The organism is Echinicola strongylocentroti (genome assembly GCF_003260975.1).
GTDB classification, from domain to species: Bacteria; Bacteroidota; Bacteroidia; order Cytophagales; family Cyclobacteriaceae; genus Echinicola; species Echinicola strongylocentroti.
The window spans coordinates 4,470,893-4,487,740 of record NZ_CP030041.1 but is presented as its reverse complement, the minus strand read 5'-3'; the positions used below and the strand labels follow the sequence as shown (position 1 = coordinate 4,487,740).

The 16,848-nt window shown below is 41.6% G+C and carries 13 protein-coding genes and 2 pseudogenes; 8 read left to right on the top strand and 7 right to left on the bottom strand.

Features of this window, described 5'->3' with window-relative positions:
* Positions 1–17: 17 nt before the first annotated feature.
* Both rfbA and DN752_RS17430 read right to left on the bottom strand, forming a co-directional pair.
* Positions 18–875: a glucose-1-phosphate thymidylyltransferase RfbA gene (gene rfbA, locus DN752_RS17435; RefSeq protein ID WP_112785141.1), complete on the bottom strand. Its 858-nt coding sequence runs from the start codon at positions 873–875 to the stop codon at positions 18–20.
* A gap of 150 nt (positions 876–1,025) precedes the next feature.
* Entirely contained in the window at positions 1,026–2,465 is a 1,440-nt protein-coding gene (locus DN752_RS17430) for an alpha-L-fucosidase (RefSeq protein WP_112785140.1), read from the bottom strand.
* 326 nt (positions 2,466–2,791) lie between these two features.
* Between DN752_RS17430 and DN752_RS17425 the strand changes: the two genes are divergently transcribed.
* Positions 2,792–3,553 (top strand): creatininase family protein, encoded by a 762-nt coding sequence (locus tag DN752_RS17425; protein ID WP_112786598.1) that lies wholly within the window; start codon positions 2,792–2,794, stop codon positions 3,551–3,553.
* A gap of 53 nt (positions 3,554–3,606) precedes the next feature.
* On the opposite strand, the gene DN752_RS17420 is transcribed toward DN752_RS17425, so the two are convergent.
* Positions 3,607–5,769, bottom strand: a complete 2,163-nt coding sequence (locus DN752_RS17420) for a glutamine synthetase III family protein (protein WP_245949293.1) — start codon at positions 5,767–5,769, stop codon at positions 3,607–3,609.
* Positions 5,770–6,006: 237 nt separating this feature from the next.
* Between DN752_RS17420 and mtaB the strand changes: the two genes are divergently transcribed.
* The 6 genes and pseudogenes from mtaB (at position 6,007) to DN752_RS25370 (ending at position 10,519) form a co-directional block, all read left to right on the top strand.
* Entirely contained in the window at positions 6,007–7,326 is a 1,320-nt protein-coding gene (gene mtaB / locus DN752_RS17415; RefSeq protein ID WP_112785138.1) for a tRNA (N(6)-L-threonylcarbamoyladenosine(37)-C(2))-methylthiotransferase MtaB, read from the top strand.
* Positions 7,327–7,500: 174 nt separating this feature from the next.
* Complete coding sequence (locus DN752_RS17410; protein WP_112785137.1) at positions 7,501–7,854, top strand: DUF805 domain-containing protein; 354 nt, start codon at positions 7,501–7,503, stop codon at positions 7,852–7,854.
* 613 nt (positions 7,855–8,467) lie between these two features.
* Positions 8,468–9,607: pseudogene (locus DN752_RS25010) on the top strand (6-bladed beta-propeller).
* Positions 9,604–10,107: a hypothetical protein gene (locus DN752_RS17395; RefSeq protein ID WP_112785134.1), complete on the top strand. Its 504-nt coding sequence runs from the start codon at positions 9,604–9,606 to the stop codon at positions 10,105–10,107. The pseudogene DN752_RS25010 and the gene DN752_RS17395 overlap by 4 nt, the downstream one beginning before the upstream one ends.
* A 3-nt stretch (positions 10,108–10,110) precedes the next feature.
* Positions 10,111–10,353, top strand: a pseudogene (locus tag DN752_RS25375) (GtrA family protein); the annotation flags it as partial.
* Positions 10,283–10,519 carry a GtrA family protein gene (locus DN752_RS25370; RefSeq protein WP_112785132.1) on the top strand — a complete coding sequence of 79 codons (237 nt, stop codon included), beginning with the start codon at positions 10,283–10,285 and terminating at the stop codon, positions 10,517–10,519. The pseudogene DN752_RS25375 and the gene DN752_RS25370, both read left to right, overlap by 71 nt.
* Before the next feature lie 13 nt (positions 10,520–10,532).
* Here DN752_RS25370 and DN752_RS17380 read toward each other — a convergent pair whose 3' ends face one another.
* From DN752_RS17380 to lpxK, 4 genes are all read right to left on the bottom strand, one after another.
* Entirely contained in the window at positions 10,533–11,777 is a 1,245-nt protein-coding gene (locus DN752_RS17380; RefSeq protein WP_112785131.1) for an ABC transporter permease, read from the bottom strand.
* Positions 11,778–11,999: 222 nt separating this feature from the next.
* Complete coding sequence (gene miaE, locus DN752_RS17375; RefSeq protein ID WP_211324063.1) at positions 12,000–12,611, bottom strand: tRNA-(ms[2]io[6]A)-hydroxylase; 612 nt, start codon at positions 12,609–12,611, stop codon at positions 12,000–12,002.
* A 119-nt stretch (positions 12,612–12,730) separates the two neighbouring features.
* The gene (locus tag DN752_RS17370) at positions 12,731–14,644 is read right to left on the bottom strand and encodes a putative porin (protein WP_245949291.1); all 1,914 of its coding nucleotides are present in this window, start codon (positions 14,642–14,644) and stop codon (positions 12,731–12,733) included.
* Positions 14,634–15,701 carry a tetraacyldisaccharide 4'-kinase gene (gene lpxK / locus DN752_RS17365; protein ID WP_112785130.1) on the bottom strand — a complete coding sequence of 356 codons (1,068 nt, stop codon included), beginning with the start codon at positions 15,699–15,701 and terminating at the stop codon, positions 14,634–14,636. Before lpxK ends, DN752_RS17370 begins: the two co-directional genes overlap by 11 nt.
* Positions 15,702–15,745: 44 nt before the next feature.
* Between lpxK and DN752_RS17360 the strand changes: the two genes are divergently transcribed.
* Positions 15,746–16,846: a Nif3-like dinuclear metal center hexameric protein gene (locus DN752_RS17360; RefSeq protein WP_112785129.1), complete on the top strand. Its 1,101-nt coding sequence runs from the start codon at positions 15,746–15,748 to the stop codon at positions 16,844–16,846.
* The last annotated feature ends 2 nt before the right edge of the window (positions 16,847–16,848 follow it).

Here is a 16,848-nt window from a genome sequence, read left to right as displayed (position 1 = left end):
TCGTAGGCTATAATAAATTACAGGATCCTTTTCAAATAAGTACCATAACCACTTTTTCCCAGCTTTTCAGCTTGTTGTAGAAGTTGTTCTTTGTTGATATATCCTTTATGATAGGCCACTTCTTCGACACAGCCGATTTTAAGACCTTGCCGTTCTTCTATCACTTCCACAAACTGCCCTGCTTGCTGTAGGGATTGGTGTGTACCTGTATCCAGCCATGCCGTTCCTCTGCTCAGGATACCTACATTCAGCCGTCCCTCCTTAAGGTATACATTGTTTATATCGGTAATTTCAAGCTCACCACGAGCACTGGGCTGAATTTTTTTGGCAATCTCCACTACCCTGTTATCATAAAAATACAAACCAGGAACGGCAAAATTGGATTTTGGTTCAGTGGGTTTTTCTTCGATGCTGATGGCTTTTTTATTTTCATCAAACTGCACCACACCGTAACGTTGCGGATCATTCACATGATAGGCAAAAACCACCCCACCCTCTGGGTCGGTATGCCTCATAAGGGTCTCCTGAAGCCCTGATCCATAAAAGATATTGTCCCCTAAAATAAGCGCTACCTTATCATCACCTATAAAATCCTCTCCGATCACGAATGCCTGCGCAAGACCTTCCGGCTTTGGCTGTATCGCAAAGCTAAATTCGCAACCCAAATGGGAGCCATCTCCAAGAAGCTTCTTGAAAGCATCGGAATCCTCTGGCGTGGTGATGATCAAAATCTCACGAATACCAGCCATCATCAACACTGACAATGGGTAATAGATCATGGGCTTGTCATAAACAGGCATCAGCTGCTTACTTACTGCTATGGTCAATGGATAAAGTCGTGTCCCGGAACCTCCGGCAAGAATAATCCCTTTCATATCAAAAGTCGTTCTATAGTGTTTACGAAGATAAGGCTTGTAATCGAAAATCACGAAACCCTATGGAACCTTAAGCAAAAAATAGGCCACAAAAAAAGCCCGAAGGGAATCCTTCCCCCAGGCTTTGACCCTAATAAATATTTTTATTGCTTATTTAAAAGCAAACACGATCGCGTCTTTTTGCTGAATATTTGCCCTTACTTTTTCAGGAATAGTCACTATTACCTGACCAACTGTTTTTGACACCCTGAGGGCTTTGTTCCCCTCTAGGAGGGTCACTTTATTTCCATCTACTGCTTGATCAGTGGACCATGATACCGTATTAGGGATTTCCATACCTTCCTCTATCAGCACTATCGCATATTTATTCCCTTGCTTATCCTTTGTAAAGTAAACATTGTCTTCCTGATAATAATCCACAGTACGGGTACCGTATATGGCAGCACCATTTACATCTAGCCAATCCCCTATACCTTTTAGACGATTAACATCTTCGTCAGTCAGCAATCCTTTAGGTGTAGGCCCTACTCCTAACAACAAGCTACCACCTTTGGCCACGACCTCTGTCAATGTATGGATTACTTTATTGACAGACTTATAATTTTGATGCTCGTGATAGCCCCATGCGTGACCGAGTGTCATGCAGGCCTCCCAAGGCACATCCATCTGCTCCTCTGGAATGCTTTGCTCGGGAGTTTGGTAATTTTCATATGGACCGTGTACTGTCCTATCAACCATTAATAAACCCGGCTGGGCTTTCCTTGCCATCCGGGCGATCTTTGGCATATCGATATCTTGGCTCCATTCTGGAATCCTTGCTCCCCAAGAGCGCACCTCCTCATTTACCGTTTCCAACGGTCTTACCCACCCACCATCAAGCCATAGGATATCAATGCTACCATAATCGTGCATCAGCTCACTGATCTGATCAAACGTAAACTCCTTAAACTTATTCCACCTCCACTCATTCTTGCGGATATCGTAATTGTTATTCCTATCTGCGGTAGCGTATTTATCCCACCAATAATACTGGGAATGCCAGTCTGGCTTGGAAAAATAGGCTCCAATCATAAAATCCCTCTCCCTAAAAGCATCAAACACGTATTTGGCCACATTAGCTTTCGGCTGATCACTAAAAGGCCCATCCGTGATCTTATAATCGGTCTGCTGTGTATCAAACATATTGAAACCATCGTGATGCTTTGTGGTAAACACCACGTATTTCATACCAGCAGCATCCGCTGCATCGGCCCATTGCCCAGGATCAAAGTCAACCGGATTAAATTCATCCTTCAGCCCCCAATACCATTCTTTAAAATCATGATAGGCAACTGTACTGTCCCTATTGATCCAATCTTCAGAACACAGAGCCCAAGATTCGATCATTCCAGGAACAGCATACACTCCCCAATGAATGATCATACCAAATTTCAAGTCTTGCCAATTATCTAATTTGGCAATGACAGCAGGATCAGTTGGGGCTTCATAAACACTGGATTGGCGGTGCAGGTTATCATGTTGCGCAAACAACCTTTGCGTCCCCATGACCATTACCAAAACACCAACTATTCCCAGTATTTTTCTTTTCATTTTATTCAGTTTTACAGATTAGCCCGTCTAGTATTTTCAGAAATAAAAGTACAACTTATAATCTATAATCAAAAATTTTAAAAAAGATATAATCATTCATCGAACATTTACAAATCACAAATAGTCCAATATGACACCAATCCTACAAAAAGCCAGGCAGCTCACTGCATAAGCGACAGGAATTCATTATATTATTACGACAGTTCAGGAAGTGATAGACAAACATCCACTAGCGACCCTATATTGATCCAGTATAAAAGAACCCTTTCACAAAAAAACACAACATCAGAAACCACTCGATTAATACTAAACCTTAAAACACCATGATAAGACCTTACATCCTTGCTGAGTCTAACTGGAAAGACCTCAAACACGCCAATATAGATTTAGCCATTCTTCCCTGGGGGGCCACCGAAGCGCACAATTACCACCTTCCTTATGGAACTGATAACTTTGAAGCAGAAGCCATTGCTGCAGAAGCAGGCCGGATAGCCTATGAGGCGGGCGCACACATCACGGTACTCCCCACCGTCCCTTTTGGCGTAAACACCGGACAAGCTGATATTTTTCTGGACATGAACATTAACCCCAGCACCCAATTGGCCATTGTGAGCGATATCGTAGATGTACTCCATCGACAAAAGGTCAGGAAATTACTCATCCTTAACAGCCACGGTGGCAATGATTTCAAAGCGATATTAAGGGAAATAGGCTTAAGGCATCCAGATATGTTTTTTTCAAGCTGCAATTGGTTCAATGCACTGGAAAAAAGCCTCTACTTCGAGAAAGAAGGTGATCATGCTGACGAAATGGAAACTAGCCTCATCATGCATCTACACCCTCACCTAGTCCGTCCTCTGGAAGAGGCTGGCCCTGGGGAAGAAAGGGAATCCTTAGTCGAAGGTATCAGGGAAGGATGGGCCTGGTCAGAAAGAAAATGGTCTCGGGTTACCAAAGACACAGGCATCGGAGATCCCAAATTGGCCACTGCCGACAAAGGCAAACGCTACTTTAAAGATCTAACGGAAAAAATAAGTAAGCTATTCATAGAGCTGGCCAAACTCAACCAGTATGACCCCTATAAATAATAAAAGCCGGAATTAATTCCGGCTTTTATTTACTCAGTGATATATTGGCTTGATTATCTCAAGAACAACATCTCTCTATATTTTACTAGTGGCCAGAACTCATCGTCCACAAATAGCTCTAGTTTATCTACAGAATACCTGATTTTATCAAAGAAGGCATCTTTCACGTCAGTGCTATAGCCTTTGGCCCTCTTAGCAATGTCTTCTTCTTTGTTCAATCTTTTTCTGGCTTCGATCATCGCAGAAACATTTTCCTTGATTGCCTCGATGTGCTTGCTGATTTCATTGATCGTATCAATGGCCGCTTTGGAATCCAATCCAAGGCTCTTAAGTCCATTGGCATTTTCGATCAGCTTAGTCTGGTACTGAATAGCCGTAGGAATCACGTGGTTCAGAGCAAGATCTCCCATGACCCTGGATTCGATCTGCACTTTCATAATATAATTCTCAAGACGGATTTCATGTCTTGCATGAAGCTCTGTCACGTTCATTACATTGTGCTTCTCGTATAGCTCAGAGGTAGCTTTGTCCACCAAAACGTCCAAAGCAAACGGAGTGCTCTTCAAGTTAGAAAGACCTCTCTTTTCAGCTTCTTTCTCCCACTCTTCAGAATATCCATCTCCTTCAAATCTTACTTTCTTACTTTCCTTGATGTATTTTCTCAATACATTAACAATAGCAATTTTCTTCTCTTTTCCTGCTTCGATTTCGGCTTGGATGTCCTTGTACATTACTTTAAGGGTATCCGCAGCGATCACGTTCAGCGCTGTCATTGGCCCGGCTACGTTTGAAGAAGAACCTACCGCTCTAAACTCGAATTTGTTACCGGTAAAAGCAAATGGAGAAGTTCTGTTTCTGTCGGTGTTATCAAGGATGATCTCAGGAATTTTGCTGATTCCGAGCTTCATGTACATGTTGTCACCCTTTTCGATTTTGATATTTCCGTTTTTCTCAAGCTCGTCCAATACACCTGTAAGTGTAGAACCAAGGAATACAGAAATGATAGCAGGCGGCGCTTCGTTGGCACCTAGTCTGAAATCGTTGCCTGCAGAAGCAATACTCGCTCTCAAGATGTCCGCATTATCATGAACGGCTTTCACGGTAGCAATTAAGAACGTAAGGAATTGAAGGTTCTCTCTTGCAGAATTACTAGGCTGGAACAAGTTCACACCAGTATCAGTGATCAGTGACCAGTTATTGTGCTTACCACTACCGTTCAATCCGGCAAATGGCTTCTCGTGGAACAACACTTTCAGGTGGTGTTGATCAGCTACTTTGTCCATCAAGTCCATCAACAACTGATTGTGGTCTGTTGATTTATTGATTTCCTCAAATACAGGAGCTACCTCAAACTGCCCTGGAGCCACTTCATTGTGACGGGTGGAAACAGGAATACCTAATTTCAACGCTTCGATCTCGAAATGCTTCATGAAGGCTTTTACCCTGCTTGGAATAGATCCAAAATAATGATCATCTAACTGCTGTCCTCTTGCAGGATTGTGACCAAACACTGTTCTGCCAGCCATCACCAAGTCAGGTCGAGCTGCATAGAGTGCCTTATCTATCACAAAATACTCTTGCTCCACACCCAAAGAAGGATTTACCTTCTTCACACTCCTGTCAAACAATTGACAGATAGGCGTAGCTGCAGCACAAACCGCCTCTACAGATTTCAACAGAGGAGTTTTATAATCCAGTGCTTCTCCGGTAAAAGAAACGAAGATAGTAGGAATGCACAGGGTGTTCTCGAAAATAAACATTGGAGAACTAGGATCCCATGCAGTATACCCTCTTGCTTCAAATGTTGTTCTTATACCACCATTAGGAAAAGATGAGGCATCTGGCTCTTGCTGTACCAATGCCGAACCTTTAAATCGTTCGATCTTTGCGTGTGCATCAAAGAACGTATCATGTTTTTCTGCAGTAGAACCAGTCAAAGGCTGGAACCAGTGGGTGTAATGCGTCACCCCTTTGGATAGCGCCCATGCTTTCGCCGCGGTAGCTACTTCTTCTGCGCTAGAGGTATCTATTTTTGTTCCTTTTTCGATCGCTTCGCTCACTTTTTTATAGACAGAAGGAGCCAAAGCGTCTTTCATTTTGGATAACCCGAACACTTCGGAACCAAAGTAGTCGGAAATTTTACTTGAAGGTGCTTCAAAAGAGATATTTTCCCTTGACTGCACCATCATTAATGATTGTTGTCGTAAAGTTGCCATGTTTTAATAATGTGGTTTAAAAACAGTAGCGAAGATAAGCAAAAATCCGAAATAAAAAGAAAAATCGTATTTTTTTACACCAATCTTTAATGAAAAGGCATTAATTCAACCAAAAAAGCTGCAAATCCACACAAATCAACGTAAATAAGCGTAAATTCCTCATTATTAACACAAAGTTGAAAACTGGAAGAATATCCTTAAATTTGCAACTCGACACACTAAAACTAGGGGATTGCTGTGAAAAAGGTAGCATTTTATACATTAGGTTGCAAATTAAATTATTCTGAAACATCCACGATTAGTCGCCAATTTGAAGAAAAAGGCTATAAAAAAGTGGGTTTTGAGGATACACCCGACATTTTCATCATCAACACCTGTTCGGTGACAGAGAATGCGGACAAAAAGTGTAAAAAGATCGTCAAAGAGGCCAAAAAGATCTCTCCAAACTCCTATGTAACCATAATTGGGTGCTACGCACAGCTGAAGCCAAAAGAAATCTCAGAAATCAAAGGGGTGGATGCCGTCTTAGGTGCGGCAGAGAAATTCAGGCTGATCGAGCTGCTGGATGGGTTTGCAAAGGAACAGGAGACCAAAGTCCTTGCTTCCGAGATCCAAGAAGCTACCGCCTTTAACAATGCCTACTCCATGCATGACCGAACCAGGACCTTCCTGAAAGTCCAAGATGGATGTAACTACGGCTGTGCATTCTGCACCATTCCCCTCGCCAGAGGCAAGAGCAGAAGTGACAGTATCCAAAACATCCTGCAATCAGCCAGGGAAATAGCGGCCACTGATGTGAAGGAAGTCGTGCTCACTGGGGTGAATATCGGTGACTTTGGCATCCAAGAAGGCAAACGAAAAGAACGTTTTGCTGACCTAGTAAAAGAACTGGACAATATTGAGGGTATCGATCGGTTCCGGATTTCATCCATCGAACCCAACCTGTTGACCAATGAGATCATTGAGTTTGCATCCCATTCGAAGCGATTCGTTCCCCACTTCCATATACCCCTACAATCTGGAAGCAACACCATCCTAAGAAAAATGGGCAGAAGGTACTTGCGCGAACTTTATGTGGACAGGGTGACCAAAATAAAATCACTGATGCCGCACTGCTGCATCGGCGTGGACGTCATCGTAGGTTTCCCAGATGAAACTGAAGAGCTTTTCCTCGAAACATATAATTTCCTCAACGAACTTCCTATTTCTTACCTCCACGTATTCACCTATTCGGAAAGACCCAACACCCGGGCTACGGAAATGGAGGATGTCGTCCCAATGAAAACCCGAAATCAACGCTCCAAAATGCTGCGGATACTTTCGGAGAAAAAAAGGAGGAAATTTTATGAAGAAAACTTAAAAGGCACTTTCGATGTATTATTTGAAGAAGACATTGACAATGGGATGATGCATGGGTTTACAGAAAACTACATCAGAGTGGCGGCAAAGTATGACCCATTGCTGATCAATGAAATCAAAAAAGTCACCCTCTGGGAAATCAACGATAAAGGAACCGTAGACGCAGTGGAGCCTGAAGTTGTTTATGAACAACATTAACATGATCCAAAAAGCTGTCACATCATTCGCTATCACTACCTCTATAGATGCCCACCATCAGCAGAAGTAATGGCGGATTGACTTTATAGAACGTAATATTCACTTTTTACTGGCTATTTTAAACAATTATCCAATTTTTACGGTATATTATAATAGATCGTAACGCAACTAGCCATGAAAACTATTCTTGAACCCACAGGGAGAATTACCAGGCGAAAGTACTTAGTACTGTTTGTACTATTTTATTTCATCAATCTCCTATGCATTATGTTGATTTATGAATCGATAAAAGCAGAAAACTGGCTCACTTTTGCCATTTTCGGTATTCTGCTTATCACTACGATTGTCTTGTTATTGGTACAGGCCATTAAGCGGCTTCATGACATTGGGATGGATTGGAAATATGCGCTTTACTTGCTGATCCCGCCACCTATAAATCTTATTGGTTTTGTCTACCTGGCCATTAAACCAGGACAAAACGGAACAAATAAATTCGGGGCAAGCCCAAGAAAAACTGATGTAGTTTGAGCTTTTGGCGAGCTTCATTAATAGAAACTCAGGAAATTGCGGAACAGTTGGAACTGGGTATCATTGATCTTGACGCCATAGTGATGACAAATCCCCCTGATTTTGCTGACCTTGGCTGGTACTATTTTTTCATATCATTATAAAAAACCAACAACAACGGCTGCAACTAGGCTCAACTACATTCGGGTCTAAAATAAAAGGGGGAATACAGTAATAACAGATGATTTGGATGAAAGACTTTCTCTTATTTGAATTTTTCATCCAAATCCCCCCAAGAATATTAGGTGCCCCAAATTTATATTTTTCACAGCTTTAGCCTTCCTTTGGCTTTTTTGAAACAATCTGATTATTACACACCACCTATCAAAATCAATAGGTAAAACAGTAAACTACACCTGTTTTAGGTGCAATAAAACAAATAATAAGTCACAAAATAAGATAAAATAAAATTTACTTTTTCAAAATCAGTATTTTGCGTATTATTAAACTTAATTATTAATATTCTTTACATGTGCATGCGAATCCTGCTAGAGAACCCCAAGAAGGAAGTAGTTCTTGCCAGTTGCTACCTCTTATTTTGCTTTGTATTTGAACAACAATTTAAACCATCAAAATGAGGTTAAACTTTTCCTATACCATCTATTTCTTTAGTGTACTTCTATCAGCTTGTGATTCTGATCCAAAAAACCAAGAAGATTCTATAATTGCTGATAAATCCTTCTACTTCTATGACTCTACAGAAATTTCCCTTCCCTATCTTATAGATTCAATAATCCCTCTGGAAACAACATCTACAAATTTTCTCTCTGAAAATATAATTGTAAAATCCACTCCTGCCTACTTCATAATTTATGATGAGGATATACGGGATGGAATTTATCAGTTCGATAAAGACGGAAGTTATATTACAAGATTAGTAGAAATCGGAGAAGGACCGGAACAGATCCCAAATATTTATGACTTCACTTTAAGTGGAGACACGTTGGAAATACTGTCCAGCACCGGTTCTAACTCTGAAATCATTCAGTTTTCCATTGCTCAAAAGAAAATTTTCAATAAGATAAAACTAGACTTAACTGGCTTCTCATTTGAAAAATTCGGAAAGGACTATTTAATATATTCTAGCTATAACTACCCCATCGTCAAATACCGCCTCTTACTTTTGGATAGTTTAGGAAATCAATAAGCCTCATTTTTAGAAAACAGTTATCAAGGTCAGCTACTTCCTGTAACAGAAAAAAACTTCTTTAAATCGAACAATAAAATATTTTTTGCAGAATCATTCAATAATCAACTTTATCAATTCACAAAAAACCGATTAGTACCTGACATTATATTTGATTTTGGCTCTAATAATATTCCTAAGGAATTCTGGAACAGCAACATCATGGATAGTTTCGAAAAATTGAATCGAAATGGGTATTTCACCATTTCCCACTATTCTGAAACACAGAACACCTCGCTTACCCAACTTACCTTTCAAAATGAAAATGAATTAAGATGGTACCACATCCTGTGCGATCTTGAATCGCAAAAATGCATCATCAACAAATTAGATGAAAAGTGGGGAGATTTGTTCATATACCCTCAAGGCTCTACAAATTCTGACCAATTTATTTTTTCCACTTTACCTGCCTTCCTATATGAGGTCTATGATAAAAGTGAAATTAGTAGGTATTACTCAATCGACGATTTAGACAAAAACGGGAATCCTGTTATCATATTTGCACATTTAAACCCCGATTTCAAATGAAGCTTTTTAACGCTTATATTTTTGCAATACCCGTTACTTTCTTATGGATACTATCCAGTTGCCAAACTAAAACGGAAAACTCGAATAAAATCATACGCTTTCCACAAGATGTAGGTGTTATCGAAATATCAGATTCTTCACGATTCGATGAGGACTGGTTCGATATGGAAAATAAAGTGGTGATTTATATAAAAAATGCCAATGACCATTCATCCTTAGATTTAGATTGGAACACAGCTATTCAAAAATATCCTGAAGTCGCTTTCCTATTTTATATTGCCGAAAGCGATTCAATTAAACTCATCAAACACCTAAAGGCAAATCAATTTTCTCACCCAATCCTCTACGATCCTTTACAGAAATTCGCATCACTAAACCTTGACCCAAAAGAAAAACTAACTTTTATTTCAATGTTGGTAGATAACAATGAAGTGGTCGCATTAAGCAATCCTTCATTTGATGATTTTTTGGATCAAATTGAGGAAATAATTCATGAATAAGGCATGAACCGTAAAAGGTTAAGCTTTTTGGCCAAACTAAAGAAAATGGCCAAATTTAGTCTAGTTGGATTGCTTGGACTATTGATTGACTACGGCATTACCTTCGGGTTGGTTTTTCTTATGGGATATAATGTCTATATAGCAAATTCCATTGGCTTTGCCTTAGCATGCTTCAATAACTTTTTTTTGGAACAAATACTGGACTTTCAAAAGTCAAAACGGATCAGTAATCAAAGAACTGTCTATCTTTTTTTGTATCTCTCTTATCGGCGTAGTATTAAGCTTGGCATTGATCTATTTATCACTAAACCAACTAAACTTATCACTACTTACGGGTAAAACATTAAGCGTAGCATTAGTTTTCCTATGGAATTTCACCGCCAACAGCACGTTTAATTTCAAACAACGCTAAAACAGCCTATCTATTACTCATATCGGAGTGCTTCGATGGGATCGAGCTTACTTGCCTTGATGGCTGGAATTACCCCTGATACCAAGCCTACTAAAATACAAATCATAAAAGACATCAACATCCAAAGCCATGGAATCAAAAACCCTCCTGGCCCAACAAAACTGGCAACGATATTGCCGATCCCCATCCCTAAGAGCACTCCAAAAAGTCCTCCAAATACACAAATCACAATGGCCTCAATCAAAAACTGCTGACGGATCCTCTTAGGAGTAGCACCCAATGCTTTTCGGATGCCTATCTCACGGGTTCTTTCTGTCACAGAAACCAGCATAATGTTCATCAAGCCTACCGAAGCTCCCAGCAAGGTAATAAAACCGATACCAAAACCTCCAATCCTCAAATAACCCGCAACTTCCTCTAGGCTCTCTCCCACGTTATTGGACTTGACCACTTCGAAAGAATCCAACTCCCCCACCCTGTCTTCACGGACTTTTCGCATTAAGCCAGTCGCTTGCCCCATTTCATAATCCATTTTGGTAGGATCTGAACTCGAAACAGTGATCGTATACCAAAAACCACCCGTCTGGTCTAGGCGGGAGGCATTTTCTACCGGAATTAATATCGTCCGATCCACCCCCGCATCATTGCCCACTGATCCCTGCTCTTCCAAAACACCTACTATAGAATACCTATTGCCAAAAAATGAAACATGTGCCCCCACTGGAACTTCATGGCTCTTGAATAGCAATTCTACAATTTCACTGCCTATCAAACATACGTTATTTCCGTACCTGGTTTCTACGTTGCTAAAGTTTCTTCCTGTCTCGATATTTTGACCATTGATGAGGACGTAATTTTCGTCCACGCCGATGATACGTACATTGGGATTAGTAATTTCAGAACCACGCTTGATCTCTGCAGAGCCACTTACACGAGTGGAAACGGTCGCCATCCCGCGGGAAGCATATGCTGTCTTAAAATCCAGCGCATCCTTAAAGCTCACTGGCTTAAACTGCTTCTCGGCCACACCAGAGCGGGTCACACGCTGCCCTGAAGTATTCTTAGAACGTACATCGAAATTATTGGCACCCAAGCCACTGAAACTTTCCTCGATCTGGGCTTTCATCCCATCAATGGCCGTCAGCATCCCTACCAAAGCAGTGATCCCAATTGCAATGATCAGTCCAGTCAAAATCGTTCTTAACCGATTGGACTTGATTGACCGCAGTGCCTCTTTAATATTCTCGAACAATTCCATAAAGTGTTCAATTTAGAACAAAACCCCATTTTCCTACTAAAAATCCGCCGAATATTATCAATAAAATAAACCAATGACAATAATAGCTGAATAAAAATATCGCCCTTCTCTTGAATACTTATCAGCCACGACCCCTACTATTTCCTTCAAGAGCTCAATCTCCCAGTTGCGCATCAACAGCACTACTATTCAACAAGTGCCTCCTGTCCCCATCAGCATGGATCAATGCATCCGATCTGGCCGTATTTCGAGTTCCTTTATCACCTTGGCCTCGTGGGCAAGCCATTCCTTCCAACGCTTATCCACTTCCGCTGGATCATGATAATGCTTGGCCAAGTCTATAAAATTCACATAATGCCCCGCCTCAGAAACCATCAGCTCATAATAAAATTGTTGCAACTCGGCATCGGCTATGTTTTTCCAAAGTAATTTGAACCGCTCACAGCTTCTCGCCTCGATCAGGGCATTCATCAGAAGATGTTCCATCAACTGCGTCATTTTGCTCCCACCTTTCTTAATAAACTCACTTAGCTTGACCACATACATATCCTTGCGCGGTTTTTCAAACTGAAAACCACGTTTCCTGATCTGTTCAATTACCCTTTCAAAGTGTGCCCATTCCTCCGCCACTACAGGGGTAAGCACATCTACCAATTTATCTAAGTTTGGGTAGCGCACTATCAACGAAATACAAGATGATGCGGCTTTTTGCTCGCAATAGGCATGATCCACCAGAATGTCCTCCAGGTTCATCGACGCAATGTCCACCCACCTGGGATCAGTGGGCAATTGGAGGTTGAGCATTTTATTTTTTGTACTTTCTTCCCAGCTCATTTCATTAAGTATTTGGTATGTAGTATTTGGTATGTAGTATGTAGAGTTGATTACTTATCGTTGATCATTGGCCAATTCAACATTATGATCTTCAGAAGATTATAGCCCTTCAGCCTTAGTTAATCAAAGAAATACCAACTGATACCTAAATCCAACGATCCCTTCAACCCTGTATAGTAAGGCGTCACGAAGTAACCTTGCCTCTCCATAAAACCGCTGTTCAGGTGATTATACCTAAACAGCACCCTTGTCCTGTTTATCCGTAAGTCCACAAAAGCATCTAGGACAGGATAGGCATAGACATCAAAATCATTTTGCAAATAAAACTGCTGTGTGGCCGGCATATATGCCTCCGCGTTATAGCTGCTTTTATACCTGCCCTCCACCCCAAACTGGATGTATAGATGATCGTCAAACATGGGCCCGTCAAAGAACAACCTGCTCCAGGCGTATAAATCAGGAATCCTGAATGCATCCGCCGCATCTCCTGTTATGGCTGTATAAATAACCTCACTCTGCCATCTCAGTTTTTTCCAGAAGGTAAAATCAGCTGTGATCCCAGGAATAACCATAAATGCCCCTCCATCTGCTTGGGCGGCTTCTTGGTTTTCATCAAAGTAAACATAATTGTTCACTCGGTTGATGGTAAGACTTGGCCTTACGGAAATCTTCGCGAAGTCGGCTTTGATCACACCTTTGATCTGATCGACGCCGATATTGGAAAAACTATTGGTCCAAGAATAGTGGTTCCCACGGTACATCTCCTGCATCGCCGAGGGTTTATAAGAAGCCTTCGTATAGCTTACATCCAAAAAGGGTGAGTGGAAATAACCATTGATCCGGTAACCACTTGGGATCAAGTATTCTCCATCGGCTTCAAAAGACCACTGATCATTTATCTCTCCTCGTAATGCTCCACCGATGTAAACTTCATTGAACTTATACTCACTGTCAAAATTAGGGCTGGTGAATTTTCCAGTCCTGAATTTCACGAACGCATTATAATAAACCGGTCCAAAGTCTCCTTTAAAACCAGCCTCATTCCGTACTTCTGAAAAATGGTGATAGTTATACGTACTGTCTTCATTTATCATTCTGGGCAGACCAAAATAGTTGAAGTAGGCAGAGTCACTCGTGGTCAAATCAGAAAAAAACGATAGCCCCTGCTTCTTCTTATCAAAGACATGGTAAACCTGCCATTCTTCCAATATATTATACTGATGGTACAGGTGATAGTCCTGTCTAATATCAGTAGCCTCGCTATTGCTTAGCCACACCTTTGAATCCTCATACGTAAAATAAAGAGAGGTACTGTCTACCGACGGAGGAATAATACCTCCGCTCTCAAATACTTTATGATGCATCCGGGAAAAATTGGCCAGCAGGAAGTACTTTTCGTCTTTGGATCGATAGTTTGTGTGAAGGGAGTAGGAAGTTTGCTCCACCATATTATCATCACGCGCATTGGGATTCAGTGTCTTTCGGGCCTTTATGGTATTAAAATTAAAGCCAATGTTCCATCTTGGATTCACATTTCGCGCAAAGGCCACATTGAGCATGTTCCGGTTTCCCCCTCCATAAAAAGCCTCCAACTTGGTATAAGGAGACTTGGTATCAAAATACAACATGCTGTCCGGCGAATGATAGTACAGGTCGTAAGCGCTAAAACCAGAAGTGGCTCCAATCTGCCCAGGCAGGGTATAATATACCGGCTTGGCTGCACTACCAATATTGGCCAACCCCTGGTATTTATGGCCATTCCTAAAAACCGGCTCAAAATTATGAAACCCTGTCAGCCCCGTATCGAGGGCTATTTTCTCCATATTGTTATACCGGAGGTTTTTCTCCTGAAAATATAAGGTCGTGGTAGGGCCATACACCATCTTGGTCGAATCATCGATCAATCCTCCTCGCTGTGGCTCTTTCTCTTCTTCTTGATTTTCACCACTTTCCCTCGGCCTCGTCTGGGCAGAAGCAAGTTGATTGAAACAAAAAATCAATATAAATAAAGCAAATAGGTACTTAAACTTCACGTTGATAACCTTTATTTCTGATGGCCTTGGTTACATGTTCTAACAAGGTGTTTTTTTCTTCCTCTTCCATTTTCACCTGAACAGGTAACGCAAAAATCGGAATTTCCTGTAAATATCTAAGCAATTTGTCCGCTTTAAGTTTGACAGCGTCCTTCTCCGTCGTAAGGAGCACGGGAGATTCCGCCTTACGTAGGTTAAATCGCTCTACTATTCTCTCCATGTCACGCTCGGTATAATGGTGGTGATCACTGTACTCCAAGGTTTCCAGGAGCTCATACATTTCTCCTACCTTCTTCCTCAACAAGTCATTATTGGCTATTCCACTTAGCAAAATCACTTTCTGAATCGGCTCCTCCTTGTTGTCTCTCACATTATACGCTTGGCCGTACTCAAGGCCAGCAAAAAACACAGGACAATCTTTAGGGGCATACCCTAAGATCTTGTGCAAATAATGGGTCTTCGTGGCTTCATCGAGCTTATCAGGACACTTGGTCACCACCACAGCATGGGCGCGATTTGCACCGTCCCTGTTTTCCCTTAACATGCCCATGGGCACCACATGGTCCGTGAAGAAGGGACGCTGAAAGGTGGTTAGAAGTAGGTTAAAATTTCCTTTGACATATCGGTGCTGAAAAGCATCATCCAAAATAACCAATTCGGTTTCGGGACGCTCTGCAATGATCTGCGGAATAGCCTCAATACGCTGCTCGCCTACTGCGACAGCAACCTCTCGGCCAAATTTACTATAAATCTGAAAAGGCTCGTCGCCAATATCCGTGGGCTGCGTGGCCTCTTCTGCCAATATATAGCCAGAGGTCTTCCGGCCATACCCTCTGCTAAGTGTCGCCACGGTATAATTATCCTTGAAAGCCCTGATCAAAAATTCTACCATTGGGGTTTTGCCAGTGCCTCCCATGGCCAGGTTCCCCACCACGACAGTGGGGATCTCAAAGACCAGACTTCGCTTCATCCCACGATCAAACATCCTGTTTCTGAGACGAGTAATCCCATCGTACAAAAATGAAAAAGGATACAATAAAAGATGATAAGGGCGCATTGCTTATTTTTTTTTACTTTTGATCAAACGGTAAATACAAATATATGGTTAATTTGATTAGTGACGTAGTCTCCTACTTGGAAAGCATCGCTCCCCCTGCTTACCAAGAATCTTACGACAATGCCCAGTTGATCACTGGAAATGCTTCTGATGAAGTTACTGGTATTCTCTGCAGCTTGGATGTCACCGAGGAAGTAGTCCAAGAAGCCATCGACCTCAAGTGCAATATGATCGTCGCCCACCACCCTATTGTTTTTAAAGGGCTCAAAAGCCTAACTGGTAAAAACTACGTAGAAAGAACAGTCATCAAAGCCATCAAAAACGACATTGCCATTTATGCCATCCATACCAATCTGGACAATGTCCATACCGGGGTAAACAAACGAATAGCTGACAAAATAGGCTTAGTCAACACCAAAATCCTGGCCCCGAAAAAGGGGATTCTAATGAAGCTAACGGCTTTTGTACCAAAAGAGGACAGCCAAAAACTACTGGAAGGGCTTCATGCTGCCGGTGCTGGAGCCATCGGCGAATACAGTAATTGCAGCTTTAGAGTAGAAGGCACTGGGACTTTCCTTCCTTCAGATCAGGCCAACCCTACAATTGGAAAAAAAGGCGCCATCGAAGAAGTCCATGAAGACAGGATAGAAGTTATTTTTCCTGCCTACCTCCAAGGACAAATCATCCATGCACTCAAAGCGCATCATCCCTACGAGGAGGTGGCCTACTATTTGCAACAAACAGAAAACGAACACCAAGATGTCGGTTCAGGGATGGTTGGTGAACTGGAATCCCCCATGGCAGAAAGCACCTTTCTCCAGCACCTCAAAAGCGCCATGAACCTTAACGTCATCAAGCACACTCCGCTTAGAGGGAGGCCCATAAAACGCGTCGCCATCTGTGGTGGAGCGGGTATATTTTTACTAGGTGCAGCAAAAAGCAGGAAGGCGGACATTTTCATCACGGCTGACATAAAATACCACGAATTCTTTGATGCTGACAATCAGATAGTTATATCGGACATTGGGCATTACGAAAGTGAAATCTACACAAAAGATTTATTATTAGAGATATTGTCACAAAATTTTAGTAATATTGCACTCTATTTGACAAAAGTCATTACGAATCCCATAACTTACGTATAGTA

Excerpts from the sequence above, each read along its gene's own strand:
- rfbA (WP_112785141.1), bottom strand. The coding sequence starts at position 875 with ATGAAAGGGATTATTCTTGCCGGAGGTTCCGGGACACGACTTTATCCA.
- DN752_RS17430 (WP_112785140.1), bottom strand. The coding sequence starts at position 2,465 with ATGAAAAGAAAAATACTGGGAATAGTTGGTGTTTTGGTAATGGTCATG.
- DN752_RS17420 (WP_245949293.1), bottom strand. The coding sequence starts at position 5,769 with ATGGCAACTTTACGACAACAATCATTAATGATGGTGCAGTCAAGGGAA.
- DN752_RS17410 (WP_112785137.1), top strand. The coding sequence starts at position 7,501 with ATGAAAACTATTCTTGAACCCACAGGGAGAATTACCAGGCGAAAGTAC.
- DN752_RS17395 (WP_112785134.1), top strand. The coding sequence starts at position 9,604 with ATGAAGCTTTTTAACGCTTATATTTTTGCAATACCCGTTACTTTCTTA.
- DN752_RS17380 (WP_112785131.1), bottom strand. The coding sequence starts at position 11,777 with ATGGAATTGTTCGAGAATATTAAAGAGGCACTGCGGTCAATCAAGTCC.
- miaE (WP_211324063.1), bottom strand. The coding sequence starts at position 12,611 with ATGAGCTGGGAAGAAAGTACAAAAAATAAAATGCTCAACCTCCAATTG.
- lpxK (WP_112785130.1), bottom strand. The coding sequence starts at position 15,701 with ATGCGCCCTTATCATCTTTTATTGTATCCTTTTTCATTTTTGTACGAT.
- DN752_RS17360 (WP_112785129.1), top strand. The coding sequence starts at position 15,746 with ATGGTTAATTTGATTAGTGACGTAGTCTCCTACTTGGAAAGCATCGCT.